12 protein-coding genes and 1 pseudogene are annotated in these 18,661 nt (G+C 42.2%); 6 read left to right on the top strand and 7 right to left on the bottom strand.

Annotated elements, in window-relative coordinates; all coding sequences use genetic code 11:
- Positions 1-120 precede the first annotated feature (120 nt).
- Both V7K30_RS30625 and V7K30_RS30620 read left to right on the top strand, forming a co-directional pair.
- The gene (locus V7K30_RS30625; protein ID WP_335005847.1) at positions 121-3,198 is read left to right on the top strand and encodes a response regulator; all 3,078 of its coding nucleotides are present in this window, start codon (positions 121-123) and stop codon (positions 3,196-3,198) included.
- Entirely contained in the window at positions 3,191-4,153 is a 963-nt protein-coding gene (locus V7K30_RS30620) for a GGDEF domain-containing response regulator (RefSeq protein WP_335005845.1), read from the top strand. Before V7K30_RS30625 ends, V7K30_RS30620 begins: the two co-directional genes overlap by 8 nt.
- Before the next feature lie 84 nt (positions 4,154-4,237).
- On the opposite strand, the gene V7K30_RS30615 is transcribed toward V7K30_RS30620, so the two are convergent.
- From V7K30_RS30615 to V7K30_RS30590, 6 genes are all read right to left on the bottom strand, one after another.
- On the bottom strand, positions 4,238-4,735 hold the full coding sequence (locus V7K30_RS30615; protein ID WP_335005843.1) for a PAAR domain-containing protein: 498 nt from the start codon (positions 4,733-4,735) through the stop codon (positions 4,238-4,240).
- An 84-nt stretch (positions 4,736-4,819) separates the two neighbouring features.
- Positions 4,820-6,556 carry a VgrG-related protein gene (locus V7K30_RS30610; protein WP_335005841.1) on the bottom strand — a complete coding sequence of 579 codons (1,737 nt, stop codon included), beginning with the start codon at positions 6,554-6,556 and terminating at the stop codon, positions 4,820-4,822.
- An 85-nt stretch (positions 6,557-6,641) separates the two neighbouring features.
- The gene (locus tag V7K30_RS30605) at positions 6,642-7,199 is read right to left on the bottom strand and encodes a CIS tube protein (RefSeq protein WP_335005839.1); all 558 of its coding nucleotides are present in this window, start codon (positions 7,197-7,199) and stop codon (positions 6,642-6,644) included.
- Between the two features lie 38 nt (positions 7,200-7,237).
- Positions 7,238-11,410 (bottom strand): hypothetical protein, encoded by a 4,173-nt coding sequence (locus V7K30_RS30600; protein ID WP_335005837.1) that lies wholly within the window; start codon positions 11,408-11,410, stop codon positions 7,238-7,240.
- Positions 11,411-11,433: 23 nt separating this feature from the next.
- Positions 11,434-11,958 (bottom strand): phage tail protein, encoded by a 525-nt coding sequence (locus tag V7K30_RS30595; RefSeq protein ID WP_335005835.1) that lies wholly within the window; start codon positions 11,956-11,958, stop codon positions 11,434-11,436.
- Complete coding sequence (locus V7K30_RS30590) at positions 11,958-12,197, bottom strand: hypothetical protein (RefSeq protein WP_335005833.1); 240 nt, start codon at positions 12,195-12,197, stop codon at positions 11,958-11,960. The genes V7K30_RS30595 and V7K30_RS30590 overlap by 1 nt, the downstream gene beginning before the upstream one ends.
- Positions 12,198-12,386: 189 nt before the next feature.
- On the opposite strand from V7K30_RS30590, the gene V7K30_RS30585 reads away from it, so the two are divergent.
- The gene (locus V7K30_RS30585; RefSeq protein ID WP_335005831.1) at positions 12,387-13,859 is read left to right on the top strand and encodes an eCIS core domain-containing protein; all 1,473 of its coding nucleotides are present in this window, start codon (positions 12,387-12,389) and stop codon (positions 13,857-13,859) included.
- 556 nt (positions 13,860-14,415) lie between these two features.
- Positions 14,416-15,519: an AI-2E family transporter gene (locus V7K30_RS30580; protein WP_335005829.1), complete on the top strand. Its 1,104-nt coding sequence runs from the start codon at positions 14,416-14,418 to the stop codon at positions 15,517-15,519.
- 72 nt (positions 15,520-15,591) lie between these two features.
- Here V7K30_RS30580 and V7K30_RS30575 read toward each other — a convergent pair whose 3' ends face one another.
- Complete coding sequence (locus V7K30_RS30575; protein WP_442941122.1) at positions 15,592-17,031, bottom strand: sensor histidine kinase; 1,440 nt, start codon at positions 17,029-17,031, stop codon at positions 15,592-15,594.
- Between the two features lie 475 nt (positions 17,032-17,506).
- Here V7K30_RS30575 and V7K30_RS30570 point away from each other — a divergent pair.
- Positions 17,507-18,155: pseudogene (locus tag V7K30_RS30570) on the top strand (alkaline phosphatase D family protein); the annotation flags it as partial.
- The gene (locus V7K30_RS30565) at positions 18,148-18,612 is read left to right on the top strand and encodes a hypothetical protein (protein WP_335005827.1); all 465 of its coding nucleotides are present in this window, start codon (positions 18,148-18,150) and stop codon (positions 18,610-18,612) included. The pseudogene V7K30_RS30570 and the gene V7K30_RS30565, both read left to right, overlap by 8 nt.
- Positions 18,613-18,661 lie beyond the last annotated feature (49 nt).

Genomic DNA, 18,661 nt, shown 5'->3' with positions numbered 1-18,661 from the left:
AACTTGCCAGCAAATATTAGTTTAAATACAATACTTCAACTGATTCAAGGCAATTCTCCTTGTCTTAATTTTCAACTTAGATTCACAACTTTTGATTTCCAAAACGGCTTACTATCAGTTATGCAATCACCAAATCCGATCTCACTTTCCTCACTCACCTCTATGCTGACGGGTTTAGAAGTGTGCAGTGATGAATCAGTATATGCTCCCGGTTATATTCAGCCGCATGGAATGTTGCTGATGCTGCAAGAGCCACACCTGAGAATTTTGCAGATTAGTGAAAATGTGGAACAGTTTTTTGGGATTTCGGCAGAGGCATTGCTGGGTCAACCCTTACAACGGTTGTTTTCTGGCGATCAAGTGCAGCGACTTGCTGGCTATCTAGCTGAAGATAACCTGGAGCATTGCAATCCGTTTGAGCTAAAAACGCGGCGGAGGGTTGCCGAGACTGATTGGCAACGGAAAAATCAGACATTTACAGGTGTAATGCACCGGATGGTAGATGGGTTGATCCTGGAACTAGAACCTGTGCGATCGCTCAAAAGTACCGATTCAACCCAGTCCTATCACCGCCTGCAAGCCGCGATCGCCAATTTCCGTAATGCCACTAGCCTGAAGAATCTGGCTCAAACCCTTGCCAGAGAGGTGAAAGCAATGACTGGGTTTGATCGGGTTATGATCTACCGCTTTCTGGCAGACGGCAGTGGCGTGGTGATTGCGGAGGAAAAACAGAGGCGTTTAGGAAGCTACTTGGGACTGCACTATTTAGCGATAGACATTGCCGTGCCAGCCCGCAAGTTGTTTTGCCGCAACTGGATGCGATTCATTCCCGATATCAATTACACCCCTGTCTGCCTGATTCCCACCAACCATCCTCTGACGGATACACCCCTTGATCTGAGTAATTCTGTGTTACGAGGAGTGTATCCCTGTCACATTGAATACTTACAGAATATGGGAGTTGCTGGGTCGATGACGATTTCGTTGATCAACGACAAAGGGCTTTGGGGATTAATTGCCTGTCACCACTACAGCCCGAAATTAGTGGATTATGAAACTCGCAAAGCCTGTGAATTTTTAGGACAGTTTGCCTCAATTGAAGTGGTGCATCAGCAAGAACGAGAATCGGATGTTTACCGAACGCAGGTGAAAGGGATTCAGGATGAACTGCAACAGACGTTATTGCAGGAGTCCAATTTTATTGAGCAAGTGTTGATCCGAAATACTTCTCACTTGCTGGATCTAGTTCATGCTCAAGGAGCCGCGATTTTGCTTGACGGTCATCTGACATTAGTTCGTCAAACGCCATCGGCTACCCAGGTGGAGGATCTGGTGACGTGGTTAGTGCAACACAAGGGGGAACGAGTGTTTACTACCGATTCCCTCTCACGTTTATATCCAGAAGCGAAGGCATTCAAAGATCAAGCTAGCGGCATCCTGGCAATTTCAATTTTATTCAACCATGTCAAACAAAAGTCTTACCACATTATCTGGTTTCGACCGGAGCAAATCCACACAGTGAATTGGGCAGGCAACCCCCAGTATACGTTAACAATCAACGAAATTGGAGAGATGCTATTGTCTCCCCGGAAGTCCTTTGAAATGTGGAAGGAAATCGTGCGGGAAACTTCCTTACCTTGGGAGGTTATGGAACTGGAAGCCGCTACTGAGATGCGAAATACGCTGATGTTGGCAGTGCTGGAGTTTTCCCAGATCGCCCTAGAAAAAGCAGCAGAACAAGCCGCGATCGCCAGCCGCGCCAAAAGCCAGTTCCTCGCTAAAATGAGCCACGAACTACGGACTCCCCTAAATGCCATTTTGGGATTTACTCAGTTGATGAATCGCAACGAGAAGATTCCATCTGAGTTTCAAGAAGATTTAGGCATCATCAGCCGCAGTGGAAAACACTTGCTAACTCTGATCAACGATGTGCTGGAAATGTCCAAAATTGAAGCGGGTCAGTTAGAGTTAACAGAAAGCTCTTTCGATTTGCATCAGCTAATCCACTCCATCAGGGATATGGTTGCTCTCAAAGCTTTAGAGAAAGGAATTGATCTGATCACAGAGCAGCATCCCAGCGTTCCTCGCTATGTGTATGGTGACAAATCAAAATTGCTGCAAATTCTGCTCAACCTATTAAGCAATGCGATCAAATTTACGACAACAGGCAGTGTGACCCTGCGATTCCAAGCTTTGACCAGGAGAGTGGCCAGCGTCAACTCACTTGATTCAATTTCTACCGATAATTCCAAACCAATCATCACTCTTCATTTTGAAGTTGAAGACACTGGATGTGGTATCGCTCAGTCCGATATCGAGACTGTGTTTGAAGCCTTCACGCAAACAGAACCAGGTCGCTATGTTCAAGGTACAGGCTTAGGCTTATCAATTAGCCGTCAGTTTGCCCGTTTAATGGGTGGTGATATTACAGCGCGAAGCACCCTGAATCAGAAGTCAACCTTCATTTGTGAGGTTTTACTGAGTCTGGTAAGCTCAGTGGATATCATTGCGCCGGAAACGACTCGCACTGTTATTGGTCTGGAACCGGGACAGCCCACTTATCGCATTCTGGTGGCGGAAGACTTGAGAGAAAATCGTCTGTTGCTCGTCAGGCTATTGGAATTAGTTGGGTTCGAGGTCTGTGCAGTCGAGAACGGAAAGGAGGCGATCGCTCTGTGGTCAGAATGGCATCCCCATTTGATTTTGATGGACATTCAAATGTCCGTGATGGATGGCTACGAAACTACCCGGCAAATTCGAGGGAACGAGGGAGGTAAAGAGGTAGTGATCATTGCGGTGACAGCCTATGCCTTTGAGGAAGATTACACCACCAGCATTCAAGCAGGCTGCAACGACCACATCACCAAACCATTTACAGAAGCCATCCTATTTGATCGGATTGCCCACTACTTGGAAGTCCGCTACCGCTACCGCGAAGAAGCTTTACCAGGGTTAGAACAGCAAATCTTACTTCAGAAATCCCTAACCGCCAAAGATTTACAAGTAATGTCGCCAGAGTGGATTATTCAGGTGCAGCAAGCAGTTCTGGATCTCAACGATGCCAAACTATACAATCTCATCGCCCAAATCCCCAACCAGGAGCAAGTTCTCGCCAATGCTCTGAAATCTCTGGTAGATAACTTCCAGTTGGAAGCGATCGCAACTCTGATCCAAAATCAAGAGAAAGACTATGGTTAATTTAATTAAATCCGCTTCGGAAACGAATATCTTAATCGTGGATGATACCCCCGACAATCTCCGGTTGTTAACCAAAATACTAGAGTCACAGGGTTATACCATCCGTAAATCCCTCAACGGGAGAATGGCACTACAAGGTGCTGAACGACATCCGCCGGATCTAATTCTGCTTGACATCAATATGCCCGTAATGAATGGCTATGAAGTTTGTAAACAGTTGAAATCATCAAAAATAACAGATCAAATTCCTATTATTTTTATTAGTGCCCTTGACCAAACCAATAATAAAGTGCAGGCATTTGAACTGGGTGGACAAGACTATATCACTAAGCCTTTTCAAGAACTTGAAGTGTTAATACGAGTCAAAAACCAGCTACTCATCAAACAGCAACACCAACAACTTCTTGAACAAAATCAACGCCTAGAGTATGAAATTCAGCAACGCCTGAAGGCTGAAGCAGAGGTAAGACATCTATCCCTAACTGATGAGTTGACAGGATTATATAATCGACGTGGTTTCTTTTGGCTGGCAAATCAGCAATTCAAAATTGCCCAACGCACACAAATCTTCTGCTGTCTTTTGTTTGTTGATTTAGATAGTTTAAAGCAGATTAATGACTCTTTAGGGCATGAAATAGGAGACAGAATGATTGTTGACACAGCCCAATTACTAAAGCAAACCTTCCGTGATTCGGATATTATTGCCCGTTTAGGAGGAGATGAGTTTGTAATATTTATTATTGTCGGCTCCAGGAATACAGATGAATTTCATCCTCGATTACAAGCAAATATTGATCGCTATAATCAAGAGCGTAATTACTCATATCAACTATCCATAAGTGTTGGTGTGACACAATGCGTCTTGAATGAAAACGTTTCACTAGAACAATTGATAGAAGAGGCTGACAAGCTAATGTATGAGCATAAACGTGCTAAACGCCTCAGAGATAATTAATTTTTTTATCCTAATACTAAATATAACTGCTTAGAAATAAAGATTCGTTAATGAATTTTTGGCTGGTGAGAAGTCCCACCCCAATCAGCCGCCAATCAAAACAGTAGGATTACCTTTGGTAATTTTATTCGGTGGGCCTAATGCTTCTAGAATAGTATCGCCCATACGACAGGCAGGCAGGTTGTTAATCAGCACTGTCTTGCTACCGTCAATTACAACACCGGGGCCGTGGGGAGGTACGGGCGAGGGTGTGACGCAATTATGAATATCAGCACCTGCGGCAGCAGCACTGATTGCGCTACCCATAGTAGATGCTGCTGTTGTCTTTACAGTTTGTTCGGCGGCTAGGGCAGCAGGTGCCCCTGGTGTACCAGCCGCTGCCTTGGTAGCAGTCTCAGCTGCTAGGACAATCGTATCAGAAGCTGTTTTGGCAGATAGCAAACCCGGTACTGCTAGTGCAAGCACACCCCGCCACGCAGGTAAAGACCCAATCAAGACATTGCGACTACCCGGCCCTCCTGTCAATACTGGCGGTAAGGGATGCGCTACATTGTCAGTAATTCTTGCTGCTGGTCTACCCATGACAACCTCCTAATAGTGTTTCTCATTACCAAACTTTAAAAAAGCCCAATTAAAATAATTCCCAATTAAATTACGAATTACGAATTAATTAAGGCGAATCATCGCACCTTTGACTGTAATCGTACCCCTGGCTGAAATGTCTATATTTCCAACAGCATCTAATGACAAATTACCTTTTGATTCGACTGAAATAGACTTAGCGATATCATCCATTGTGATTGTATGACCGCCTTTGGTTTCAATCACTATACACTTTTGACTATCATTGAGATAGATTTTGTGACCGTATTTAGTTTCTAGGCGAATCCCTGTTTTACTAGCTAGTTTATCTTCGTCGATAAACTGTAGAGTATGTCCGACACGAGTTTGAAAGGTGCGTAATCTTACGCCACGTTTAGTAACTGAGTCACGCACCTTTTCCGGTGGTGCATCCTGCCCGTTCCATACTCCGCCAATTATGTAAGGACGGTGGATATCGCCATGCTCAAAACCTACCAGTACTTCATCGCCTATCTCTGGTAAACAGTCGAAACCTCTGTTTGGCCCTGCTCCCAAAGCTACAACTCTCGCCCAGTCACTTGTATGTTTTTTTGTGAGGGTGGGAAACTCGACCTTCACTCTACCCCATCCCTCTGGGTCTTGGTTATCAGTTACAATTCCTACTAATAAAGTCTCAGATGGCTGTAGACGTTTTTCTGTAGATAGAGTTGTGAATAAGTCACCAGAACGTAGTCCCCGCACGCTGAAATCAGTTTTATAAACACGCTGACTGTAGAAATGGCGTGTTTCTGTAACATAATACTTACCACTATAGCGATCGCCCATACCCTGAAGATCAATAACTTGCCCCGGTCGAATGTCAGGATTACCCTCTGCCTTGGCATCTGCATAAACAAATTCTCCTCCCAGTTCATCACACAGAGCCTGAGCCATAGTCTTTGCTTGTTTTGCGCTGGCAACGGGTTTATCTACAACAATCATTTCCTGGGGCTTAAGATTGGTAAATGCAGTACTGGTACTACTTCCTAGCTTATTACCTGTTTGAGTTAGTTGCTTCTCTTTCTTAACTGTTTCGGTAATCAATTTTTTCTTGGTATAGTCCCAGGCACGTACTTCCACAGAACTCACCTGTTCAGCACTGGTGACGCGAGTACTAAATTTATTAATATCAACTAGCCATTTTAGTGGTAAAGCGCCCTGAGCTTTTGGTTTGCAAAAATTTATTTTGCCATCTGTAATAAATAATTCAAAACCAATGCGGGCAGCCCTTTCCCGCAAAAACTCCATATTAGTTTGGTTTTCTTGGAAGACATACTTATGGACTTCGCCACTTGGATCTATATTGTCAAGTTTTATCCCTACTTCTTTAGCTATTTTTTTGACTATATCGCTATCCCTTTGATTCAAAAAAGAACGATTATAACGACCTCTGTGAAGACGATGAGAAATATCATAGCCGCGAACAATGATATCAGCTTCAGATTTTTCATTGAAGTGAACTTCCATCCCTGTAATTTCACCTTCAATCAGGAATTTGTCTTCCACATCTTGAAAATTCTTATCTAGAGTAGTACTCGAAGTAAAACCCAAATTCACTTTTTTACCAATCTTAAACAATTGCTCATATCGCCAAGGCTTGTTTTGTGGTCGGTCAGATGTGGGAATATAGCTATTATGTATGACTAGCGTAAACATTGCTGGCAAATGAAGGCTTTCTTCTATTGTGATTTGCAACAAATCCTTCATTAATTCAGGAGAAGCAGCTTTTCCTTCTATCTGGATTTTAGGTTCACTTAAATAAAGGTTTTTTTTAGGAGGCATAACTATTATTTTATAACCATGAAATGTTCAGAGTAGCCTTGAATGATAAAGTAGTGATAAATTAGTATTTATCACTTTAGTTCTTTTACTTAATAAGTGTTTGCCCCTTTTTATCTCCCTCACGAGCATCGTTTGTAGAAGCAGATTCACGTCCTCCAGGAAGGTTATGTTTATCTACTTCTTGCAAGGCTATATCTACCAGTGCCCTGACTGGTGTACCATCGCTCAGAAACATATTTAAAGTGTACGTTAAACTCGTGATTACACAATAAAAATACTCGTTTCCCCATGTAAATATGTAAACAGGTGGACGTTTATCAGGTGTTTTATTGATAGTTTCTACACTTTTCTTAATATTGTCTATATACTTTTTCATCACCGACTCTTTCGTTTCATAAGTATCATAGAGTAACTGTTTAAGTGTGAACTTGTAAGGCTCAACGCTAGAAAAGTTAACTTTAGGGAGAAGCTCGCTACCTCTATTACCTGGTTGACTCTGCCAGTTAACAGTTCGACTAAAACTAATATCTGTGGGATTAAACATTAATTCAATATCTGGCGCTTCACCGTTATAAGCTACAAGTTTGGCTTTCTCAAGTTTTGGTTGACGCTTTTGAATAACAATAATTGCTGGACTTGCCATTTGAGTATTTCTCCGAAAATTAATTATTGAATGAAAATTTACCAAGGTAATCGACCTGAGGAACCGCCATGACGCTCTCGCTCAATTTCTATCCGTTGTCGTAATCTGTTATAAATTTCACGGGCTAGAGCTTCAAGATTAGCCGGATCATTTTTATCATCTGCTTCAGAAGTCGAGGATGCACTCTCTATCGTCTCAGTTACTGGTTCTATTTCTCTAGATATGTCGGGTGGAGTGACCTCTCCACCATCAGCAAAGCCTCTAGGAAGGTGTTTAGCAAAAATTTGTGGCGATTCGGAAACCTGAGAAAATTCAGAATTTTTGCTGTTAGATTCCATATCACTAAAGTTGAAGCTAGTGAACTCTTCATTATTTCCATTTAGTAAATCTTCCACACTTGACCATTGAGAAGGTGTATTTGACCATTGGGAAGGTGTCTGAGTGGTGGAATTTGCTTTTCGGAAAATTAGGGGAGGCGATGAGTATTGAGGTGAAGGTTCACCCACATCGATTGTTTCGTTTTGAAGAGGATTAAGCTGTGGAAAATTGAGGATCGAAAGCTTCTGTTTTCCAATATCCAACCCCAAGGAAGAAGGAATTAAAGAATTGGATATCTGAGGTGAGGGAGTCTGGGCGCTTTTTAGCTGTAATGAAGTGTCTGCAAAAGAATCGACTTTAGTCGGAGTCTCTAGAGAAGTTTTTTCTTCTGGTTCCGTGGGATTGGGTGTCTGTAAACTTGGAAGGATAATATCGTGCGGTGTCCCACCAGTGTTGATGTGATGTAGTAGAGGTAAATTCTTCTGTGCATTCGTGGTATTAATCACAAACTCCCCAGGCGTAAGCATTGCAGGTACAGTATCCGAGGGTGCTATCTGCTGACGATTTTCAACGTGGAAGTCTGTCACATGACCACTAGTAGCATAACCTTTAGGTGCTGGCAAATTTTTAATGGTCGTATTTTGCTCAACTTCAGGTGGTGTGCTTACCTCATTTTGCGGGGAAGTTGCTTCTTCTGGGATATCTGGATTATCTGAGGTATCAAGAAAGGTTGATATTTCAGGATTTGTTACCGCAGAGGGAAATTCTGATTCTACTGTTTGTTCATTGTCAATAATTTTCCGGAAAATACTTGCAGTTTCAGGAATTTCAGGTGAGATGGCGGTAAGTGGCGCGATCGCAGTTTCAGCAATTTCAGGCGATGTGGCGGTAAGTGGCGCGATCGCAGTTTCAGCAATTTCAAGCGATGTGGTGGTAAGTGGCGCGATCGCAGTTTCGTCAATCTCAGGTGATGTGGCGGTAAGTGGTGCGATCGCAGTTTCAGCAATTTCAGGTGATGTGGCGGTAAGTGGTGCGATCGCAGTTTCAGCAATTTCAGGTGATGTGGCGGTAATTGTTGGCGCGATCGCAGTTTCACCAATTTCAGGCGATGTGGTGGTAATTTTTGGTGCGATCGCAGTTTCACTAATTTCAGGCGATGTGGTGGTAATTAATGGCGCTTCAGCAATTTCAGGTGATGTGGTGGTAATTAATGGCGCGATCGCAGTTTCAGCAATTTCAGGCGATGTGGCGGTAATTGTTGGCGCGATCGCAGTTTCAGCAATTTCAGGTGATATGGGGGTAAGTGGTGCGATCGCAGTTTCAGCAATTTCAGGTGATGTGGCGGTAAGTGGTGCGATCGCAGTTTCAGCAATTTCAGGCGATGTGGCGGTAATTGTTGGCGTAATCGCAGTTTCAGCAATTTCAGGTGATGTGGCGGTAAGTGGCGCGATCGCAGTTTCACTAATTTCAGGCGATGTGGTGGTAATTAATGGCGCTTCAGCAATTTCAGGTGATGTGGTGGTAATTAATGGCGCGATCGCAGTTTCAGCAATTTCAGGTGATATGGCGGTAATTGTTGGCGTAATCGCAGTTTCAGCAATTTCAGGTGATGTGGCGGTAAGTGGCGCGATCGCAGTTTCAGCAATTTCAGGTGATATGGCGGTAATTAGTGGTGCTTCACCAATTTCAGGTGGTGTAGCGGTAATTTTTGGTGCTTCACTAATTTCAGGTGGTGTAGCGGTAATTTTTGGTGCGATCGCAGTTTCAGCAATTTCAGGTGATATGGCGGTAATTAGTGGTGCTTCACCAATTTCAGGTGATATGGGGGTAATTAATGGTGTTTCAACAATTTCAGGTGATATGGGGGTAATTAATGGTGTTTCAACAATTTCAGGTGATATGGGGGTAATTAGTCGTGCTTCACCAATTTCAGGTGATGTGGTGGTAATTAATGGCGCGATCGCAGTTTCACCAATTTCAGGTGATCTGGTGGTGAGTGGCGCGATCGCAGTTTCACCAATTTCAGGTGATATGGGGGTAATTAATGGTGCGATCGCAGTTTCACTAATTTCAGGTGATCTGGTGGTGAGTGGCGCGATCGCAGTTTCACTAATTTCAGGTGATCTGGCGGTAAGTGGTGCGATCGCAGTTTCACCAATTTCAGGTGATATGGGGGTAATTAATGGTGCTTCACCAATTTCAGGTAGTGCTAAGATGGGATGACTTTCTATAGACTCGCTGGTAGTATTCTCAACATTGCTGTCATGTTGCAGTGAAGTCACATTTGCTGAGACATCTGAGACATCTGAGACATTAATTATCATAGCAGACTGTGACTCTGAAGTTACTAACTGTTCATTGCTATCAGAGTTTCTGAATAAACTAGGTGTATCTTCAATATCGGTTGAGGTGGGTGTTAACTGAACAGGCGCACTGGCTGGAAACTGACTCGTAATGCTGGAATCAATTTCTTGTTGTATTACAATAGGGCTTTTTGCAACTGAAGACTCAGAATTAGGTGCTGTAACATGCGGTAGTGGCGCATAGCTATGTGCTACTACCGCATTTTCATCATTTGCTAAAGGATGGAGTAACGTAGGTGCTTCATCGACATTAGGTGAGGGAAGTGCTGACGACAAAGTTAGAGAATTATCAACGATCGCATTATCTGTGACAAAATCATTTGCGGTGGTTTCTAATATTAAGTCTGGTTCAATGGCTGTAATTGCCTCAAAATTACTATTGGTATTTAGTAATTCTTCCTGCGATGGAGAGTTTAAGCTTGGTGAAACCTCTTTCGCTTGGATTAAATTTGTTTTGGAAGCGGTGCCTTGATTATCAACTATAGAAGTAAATTTATCTGTTTCAATACCCTGTTGTGGTGGCGTTGGACTGACTGGGATATCTAATATATTAAATGATTCTGATGCTTCAGGGATTACTTTTTGTTCATTATTGGTAAAGTTACTAGATGGGGTAAATATTTCCTCCACATTATTATGCAAAGGAAGTTTTATAGGCAAATCTATGGCTAAGTCACTTGTATTCTTGTCTAGTTCAATCTTTTCTGGTGATGACAGAATGCTTTCTTGTACAGACGAATCTGCACTGGAAAAGCTAGATTTTATCTCAGAATTGATTTGCGAATTATCGTTAGCAATATTGCTAAGTAAACTTGATTCATCTTCAATAATAGGCAAAGTTGATGCCGTTATGCTACTAATATGCTCATTATCATTTGTAGTCTTTTCTGAATAAATATCCCGTTGTAATGTGGGGATATCCGAATTAATTTCAACAGATAAAGGCTCATTTGATGCTAATAAGCTATCTTCATTAGAACTAATAGAAATCTTACTTTCATCAACAAATTGCTCAACATTCTTAGCTGCTGATGATTTGACTGTTTTTTTAGTCTTAGATTTCGGTTTTGATTTTTTTTCTGGTGGTTGTTGAGATTTATTTGCTTTTGTTGATTTAGATTTACCTCTAGTATTTAGTTCTTGTGAGATATCATTAATCTGATTTTTATCCGCGCGACTTGGCATTATCTCTGGAACACTGTCTTTTCCTGAGTCGCTACTATTAATATTACTATTTTCAGGTTGAGCTATTGAATCAAAAGAATCAAATTCAAGTAATGGAAACTCACTATTTATATCCTGAGTATCCCAACCTATTAATGGTTGGATCGACGGTTCATGTTCACCAGACAAGAAAAATTTCGAGGATGTGATTAATGGTGGTTTAGTTTGGATGGGGCTGATAAAATTATTTCGTGAATGCAGAGAATTAGACTCTTTTCTCAATACCATTCTGTGAGGATGAGACAAGGATGATATTACCCCAAGGGGATGAATATTGTTTCCTAATGGAGATTGAAGAATTTGCATAGTTATAGTTGAAAAATAGCCAATTAACTAGAAACGAAATATCCTGTTTTTTGATTTCGTTGTACAGAAATGCCTCCTCCTGTAGTTCTTGCGACTTGTAAACCTTCATAAGCTAAAGTTAATTCTTCAATAGCAACTGCCTTTCCATCTGCTTGTAGTGCAGGTGTTTTCCAGGTTATAGGAATAGCACCAATCAAAGTCCAACTCATCATCGTTTCACCAGCTTGATTGAAAATCAGAATATTGACATTGCGTCGAGATGTTTTCTTTTTTTCATCAAAAACTGCATTCATCCAGTTCCAAAAACCTGGATGATCGGTAACTCCACGTTTAAGAGTTATGTCTGTAAATTCTGTATGACCTAAATAAATTCTTTGCTGATCGTTAACACCACCTTCCTGAAAAACATTTTTCTTAATTTGAACACTTAATCCTGTACATTCAGCGAAAGATGCAGCAATAGAACTGTCTATTTCTACGTAGAAACGATTAGTAGTGACATAATTTAATTCGTGAGTAATGTTGCCGTTATTAGCGCCTGTAGCCATCACAACCACCTTTGGGAACCATAATTACCTAGCCTTTCCCGCTGCGATCGCAGGTCTTCTAGCAAAAGTTTATACACATGCTCTGTGAGTTCATTCAAAAGCCGTGAGTCGTTGAGGTATTTACTTGCAGCAATAGCTGCCTTGCTAGCATCAGATGTCGCCGAAATCCCGGCGTATCCAGCAGTGCCGCCAACATCTCCATCGAACGTGAAAAAACTTTGTTGTTGATTTGAGTCCATAAAAAAATCTCTCCTAAAATCAAGGCTAAAGGTACTGCATCAGAATCAAAAGTAGCCAAAAGTCGAACTTAGCCTTTGCCTGGATTCAGACTTTTGAACAATTGTATTAAAAGTGCGATCGCAGTACTCTAGATTGTTAGCAACAGCAAAATATTCATCAAGCGACTGCTTGGGCATCAGGAGAAGAAAATGAGAGAACACGTCAGCCGGCAGAAAAAAACTACTACAGGCTTCTCAATCCCATCCCTGAAACACCCGACACGCGGCTTTGGTTTAGAGTCGTCGGCAATTTCACGCCAAGCGATTCCTGAAATACAACCACTCCATAAACCAGTTACTCACGATATAAGTCGCATACCACTGCGTTCCCAAGCAAAACTCTCAATTAGCCAGCCTGGAGACATTTACGAACAGGAAGCTGATAGCGTAGCACAGCAAGTAATGCAAAGAATGGCGCAGCCTGTAAATCGCCAGTCTATTCAACGAGAAGCATTGCCAGAGTCAGAAGAAGAATTGCAGATGAAACCTCTGGCAAATTCCATCACGCCTTTGGTGCAACGAGAACAAGTGCCAGAGGATGAGTCAGAATTGCAAAAGTCGCCGATGGTGCAGTGTCAATCTGAAGGTGGGATGGCTACTACACCAGACTTGGAAGCGTCCATCAACCAAGCAAGAGGTGGTGGACAGCTGATGGCGGACAATATCCGCCAACCAATGGAACAGGCATTTGGCGCTGATTTCAGTAGGGTGAAGGTTCACACGGATGGTCAATCTGACCAGTTGAATCGGTCAATTCAGGCGCGTGCTTTCGCGACGGGACAGGATGTGTTCTTTCGGCAGGGGGAATATAATCCTGGGAGTCGGGGCGGTCAGGAGTTGCTGGCACATGAGTTGACCCATGTTGTGCAGCAGAATGGGGGGGCGGTGCAGCGATCGGCTCTACCATCGCAGCAGTTACCGCAACACCCCGCCACCGAAACCCCATCTGCACCTCCTCTTCAACGTGCTCCGGCAGCACACTATATTCCTGTTAATCAGAGCACGGATTTAGGCGGAACCCCCAGCTTAGTGCAAAGGGTAGGCTATGATCGTGCTGATGGTTCATGTATTTCCTCGGATGTGGCGGTAGGCGCTAATCAGATTACGATGACCGGGGATTTGCGGCGTGATGCCATAAGTGTAGACCCTATCCAAGCACATTTAGATTTTACCAGGACATCCGTGCCACTTGCAAAGGTGGACAACAGCGCATTAGGGGCTGCTTATCGAAAAGCGACGGTCATCGAGATCAAGGTCGTCGATGCAAGTCCTCGAAGCAAGCGAATTGGTCAAATTTTGGCCTACCATCTCGGATTGCTTGCACAGCAAGAAAATATTAAGTATATCATCGCAAGGCATGTGACCGATGCACGGGCACCATTCTATACGCCGCTTGCCTTTCGAGATGCGATGGATGAACCGCAGTGGGCAGATTTGGTCAACGAAAAAAATCAGATTGAAAACACAATACGTGCAAACCAAATGGTGCCCAACTTGCAACAACTTCTGGAACGACAACAGGAGATCGTGGGTTTGATGGAAGCAAACACGATTTTTATCAGCACAGCCAATTTGATCCAAAATGCGTACGGTGCTTTTTCCGCGCAGTGGAATCCTGTTTAGCGCGTGACTACTAGGAGTCTGTCCGGAAAGTTTACGCAGCTTCCGAGGTGTTCTCCTATAGTGCGATCGCCGATCTTGTCGGTAGGGTTGAGTACCGACACTAAACGATAAAATTACACCTAATTTATTTTCCAATAGGGACTGATAAAAAATAAATTATCCAAAATTATTTGTATATTTGTAGGGGCGCAAGGTCTTGCGCCCCTACCCGTGTACCTCATTCAAATGAGAATCGCCATAACTAACAATTCTCTTAGGCGCAAGTCCATTAATCTAGTCTGGGCTATGGGTTTTTTGTCATTGCTATTTTTGCAGGTATGGGATTATCTATGTCAGATCAATATAATAGAAGGCAGTGCGATGCCTACGGCAACCCTTTCAGGGAAGGCACTACTACATCCACTGGATACAAAAAGAGTTTGATTCTCAGTTTACCTAACTAGATAATTTAATATTCTATAGTTTGCTGACTGACAGCCCTATCTTTTAGATAGCGATATGCCTTTTTATGAGTCTACTAGCCAAAAGCCAAAATAAACTTGTGGAGTCACCACTAATGCAATCAGCAAACAAACTGCCACGATGGTTAACTATAGGATTGGCATTTCCTATTGCCATTCTCAATGGTTGGCTATTGCTCCAGGTTGTGCAGTATTTTCAACCCTTGGTCAGCATTATTGCCGCCGCCATCTTACTGGCTTTTGTTTTGAACTATCCAATCCAGTTTCTCCAGGAACAAGGGGTAAAAAGCAACCTAGCGATCGGAGGAGTGTTGCTTTTGACTGTGGTGCTTTTAGTAGGTTTAGGCATCACCTTGGTTCCCCTGATTATCCAACAGCTCAACGAGCTAGCTAATATTTTGCCTAGTTGGATTGATTCTGGTACTCAGCAGCTGCAAGCTTTCCAGGATTGGGCGTTAAGTCAACAACAGCTTCCGATTAATTTAAGTGGTTTATTTACCCAAGTTCTCGACCGATTATCTAACCAACTTCAGTCCTTCACTGGTAGAATTCTTGGTTTTGCTGTCGATACCATTGGTATTGTCCTCAACGTGCTGCTGGCGGTAGTGCTGACTATCTACCTAATATTGAACGGCGAACGTCTTTGGGACGGAATTTTTCAGTGGTTTCCCCCTAACATTGGGTCAAAAGTGCGGGAATTACTGCGAGAGGATTTCCACAATTACTTTATCGGTCAAGCAACATTGGGAGCTGTGTTAGGGGTGACAATTACACTGGCGTTTTTGGCGCTGCAAGTTCCCTTAGCGCTACTTTTTGGCATCGGTATTGGTTTGTTTTCTCTCTTCCCTTTTGGTACGGGGGTAGGTATCGCCATAGTAAGTTTGTTGGTGGCGCTGCAAAATTTTTGGTTAGGAGTTGAAGTCTTAGGTGTAGCTGTTGCGATCGACCAAGTTAATTCTAATTTTGTTGCACCTCGAATTCTTGGTAATTTGACTGGTTTAAATCCCGTGTGGGTAGTGATTTCTTTGCTGTTGGGGGCAAAGTTGGGAGGAGTCCTGGGTTTGTTAATTGCGATCCCTATTGCCAGTTTTATCAAGGATATAACAGATAGCTGGCGGGCTGGAGAGTTTAGTAAAATAGATGATATCGAGTCAGAACCTGTAAAGATCATTAGTGAGAGAGCAGGAACTTTTAGTTAAAATTCAATATATAAGTAAAGGAAAACTGACTGAAAATGTCTCTCATTTGCTTCTTGTTTTTTTCCTAAATTTTTACGGCTTGTTTTTCTGAACTTGTTCATAATTAAGTGGAACTGGAATTTTAATAATAAACTCAGTCCCTTCGCCAAAAGTCGAGATGCATTCCAACTGACCACCGTGTTTTTCCACAACAATTTGATAGCTGATAGATAGACCTAATCCAGTTCCTTTCCCAACGGGTTTAGTCGTGAAAAAGGGATCAAACAATTGCTTTTGCAAACTCTCTGGAATTCCGGGGCCATTATCGGAAATGCGAATAATTACTTGCTTGTCATCAGTGAGTTGAGTCCGAATACAAATTTTTCCTTTATCCTTTACTAAGGATGGATTATTAATGACTAATGACTCTTCTAGAGCATCTATAGCATTCACCAAAATATTCATAAATACCTGATTGAGTAACCCAGCGTAGCACTCAACTTGGGGAAGATCACCGTATTCTTTAATTATGTTTATGCTTTCACCAATTTGGTGATTTTGGAGACGACTTTGTAAAATTACCAGAGTGCTATCAATACCTTCATGGATATCAACTAATTTTTTGTCAGATTCATCGAGACGAGAAAAATTTCGTAAGGAAAGAATGATTTGCTCGATTCGCTTGGTGCCAACCTCCATAGAGGTGAGAAGACGGGGGAGATCGGTAGTCAAAAAATCCAGTTCAATTTGGGCGATCGCAGTTTTAATTTCCGCTTCTGGTTCAGGGTAACATTGTTGGTACAATCTAATGAGATGGAGGAGATTTTGACTATATTCGATGGCGTGAACAAGGTTCCCAGCAATAAAATTTATCGGGTTATTGATTTCGTGTGCAATACCAGCAACCAGTTGTCCTAATGCAGCCATTTTTTCATTCTGAATTAATCTGGTATAGTTTTGCTGAAGATCACGAAAGCCTGCTTTGACAACTCTAGATTGTTCCTCTACCTGTTGTAGTTGAACAAGTGTTAATACATGAATTTGGGAGTAGGCTAAGAGTAATTGATGAAAATCGACCAGCTTATATTTTCCAGACGTAGTTTTAACTAAAATCGGCTCATAGGTAATTTGGGGTGGTTGTTGCAAACTTATCTGAGTGGCTTTGACAATGAGGGTATCTTCAGAAAATGCTAATATCTCTGGCTGGAAAAACTTGTAAAGAATTCTAATCGGTTTTAGAGAAAATAGTGCCAGACTGTAGGGGTAGCTCATTTGCTCAAAAAATTTCCGCCGCGAAATCATCCCCACATACTGTTGATTATTATTGAGGATAATTCCTGGCAATAAAGGCTCTTGCTTAAAGAGCATAGCTAAATCATTGCCCGGACGCTCTACTTCGATGTTAACTTGCCAAGAGGGTAATTCTTGCAAAGTTGACTCTAATCGCAAGTTTGACTTATTAGCATTTGTCATGCCACCGATATTCAGCAAACTCTCAAGGCTTGACTGCTGAGATAATATTTCTGGTAACATCTTGAATATCCGTCTCTATAATTTCAAAGTTCATCAATCGTTACAAACTTATCTTTCCCAGATTGCTACCGAAAGTTCACAGTGTAGATGTGGGAATATAGAGTACTTCAGCGAATCCAATACTTTTATGAGTGCGTAGACGTTTAGCGGCTTGTCGTTAGAGGCTATTTATAAAGTAAATCTTAAGTATGGTGCGTTATGACTAAAGGCATAACGCACCATATCCTATGGCAATGCGTTAGGCGCTATGATCATGTTTTTGATTACAAATCATATCGAAATATGCGCCCAATATAAAGGTTAAACTTTAACCTGCTTTATTGATGTTGCCTTTCTCTTTAATATCTAACCAAAACCACAAGCAATATTACGGATGTTTTATTAACCATTGGATAACTCAATCTTTACTTGTTGTAATAACAGAATGTGGTAAAAATTTATCCTGTAATACTTCTTAAGCTTGCCATTATTTAGCATGAAATCTAATCACTCATTGAAGCTAAACCGCCGCCAGTTTTTGCTCCGTTCAACGATCGCAGCAGGTGGAATTATTGCCACAAATCTTGTATCAAAATCACAAGTTTTTGCCCAAGCACCTGCCATTATCACCTCTGATAAAATGCGTCCTGGCATACCTTATGGCGTAGCTAGCGGAGATATATGCAACGATAGCATTGTCATTTGGAGTCGCAGCGATCGCCCCGCCAAAATGATCGTAGAATATTCTACCAGCGAATCTTTTAAAAATGTGCAGCGAGTTGTGGGGCCCAATGCATTACAAAATAGCGACTTTACAGCCCGACTTTATCTGAGGAACCTGCCCCCAGACCAAAAATTATTTTATCGGGTAATCTTCCAAGATTTAGATTATCAAGGCACCTACAGCGCTCCTGTTCATGGCACTTTCCGAACTCCCTCCAAATCTGGGCGAGATGTATTCTTTGTTTGGAGTGGAGACACTGCTGGTCAGGGATGGGGGATTAATCCTGAGTTCGGTGGGATGAAAATTTACGAAAGTATGCGTCAACTTAATCCCGACTTTTTCATCCATTCTGGCGATAATATTTATGCTGATGGCCCCATTCAAGCAGAAGTAACTTTAGACGACGGCACTATTTGGATGATAATGATAAATGGGATCAGAAAAGAGTTAAAGCCCGTTTTAAAGAAGAAGAAAAACAAAGTGCAAAGTTTATACTACCACTAGCGACAATTATAGAAACTGGTAATCACATTGCACAAGCTAACTCTAGGCGATATGAAATTGCTCAAGCTTTCGCTGATATTTTAGTGAAAGTAGCAGATGGAGTTATACCTTGGGGAATTTTTGAAACCCAAGTGGGTGAACTTTGGAATTCAGCACAATTGAAACAGTTGGCTACTGAATGGCCGACTCTAGCATCTAGAAAGTTTTCTATCGGAGATGCCACAATTAAGACTGTAGCTGAATATTACGCTAAAACCAGTAGCACATTTCAAGTAGAAATTTTCACAGGTGATGGGGGACTGAAAGCTTATGAACCAGCTACCCCAGCACCTACGCGTCGAAGCGATCGCACCAAAAGGGTAAAATATCCTTGAGCGATCGCAATTTCCATATAACATCACTTTATTATCAGATATTATGGTA

The sequence above is a fragment of the Nostoc sp. genome (assembly GCF_036917655.1).
In the GTDB taxonomy this organism is placed as follows: Bacteria; Cyanobacteriota; Cyanobacteriia; order Cyanobacteriales; family Nostocaceae; genus Nostoc.
The sequence above is the reverse complement of the archived record's forward strand: the minus strand, read 5'-3'. Positions and strand labels throughout refer to the sequence as shown.

What these genes read in the sequence shown, in the direction of transcription:
- V7K30_RS30590 (WP_335005833.1), bottom strand. Translation starts at nt 12,197, where the DNA reads ATGGACTCAAATCAACAACAAAGTTTTTTCACGTTCGATGGAGATGTT.
- V7K30_RS30600 (WP_335005837.1), bottom strand. Translation starts at nt 11,410, where the DNA reads ATGCAAATTCTTCAATCTCCATTAGGAAACAATATTCATCCCCTTGGG.
- V7K30_RS30580 (WP_335005829.1), top strand. Translation starts at nt 14,416, where the DNA reads ATGCAATCAGCAAACAAACTGCCACGATGGTTAACTATAGGATTGGCA.
- V7K30_RS30615 (WP_335005843.1), bottom strand. Translation starts at nt 4,735, where the DNA reads ATGGGTAGACCAGCAGCAAGAATTACTGACAATGTAGCGCATCCCTTA.
- V7K30_RS30625 (WP_335005847.1), top strand. Translation starts at nt 121, where the DNA reads ATGCAATCACCAAATCCGATCTCACTTTCCTCACTCACCTCTATGCTG.
- V7K30_RS30620 (WP_335005845.1), top strand. Translation starts at nt 3,191, where the DNA reads ATGGTTAATTTAATTAAATCCGCTTCGGAAACGAATATCTTAATCGTG.
- V7K30_RS30610 (WP_335005841.1), bottom strand. Translation starts at nt 6,556, where the DNA reads ATGCCTCCTAAAAAAAACCTTTATTTAAGTGAACCTAAAATCCAGATA.
- V7K30_RS30595 (WP_335005835.1), bottom strand. Translation starts at nt 11,958, where the DNA reads ATGGCTACAGGCGCTAATAACGGCAACATTACTCACGAATTAAATTAT.
- V7K30_RS30585 (WP_335005831.1), top strand. Translation starts at nt 12,387, where the DNA reads ATGAGAGAACACGTCAGCCGGCAGAAAAAAACTACTACAGGCTTCTCA.
- V7K30_RS30575 (WP_442941122.1), bottom strand. Translation starts at nt 17,031, where the DNA reads ATGTTACCAGAAATATTATCTCAGCAGTCAAGCCTTGAGAGTTTGCTG.
- V7K30_RS30605 (WP_335005839.1), bottom strand. Translation starts at nt 7,199, where the DNA reads ATGGCAAGTCCAGCAATTATTGTTATTCAAAAGCGTCAACCAAAACTT.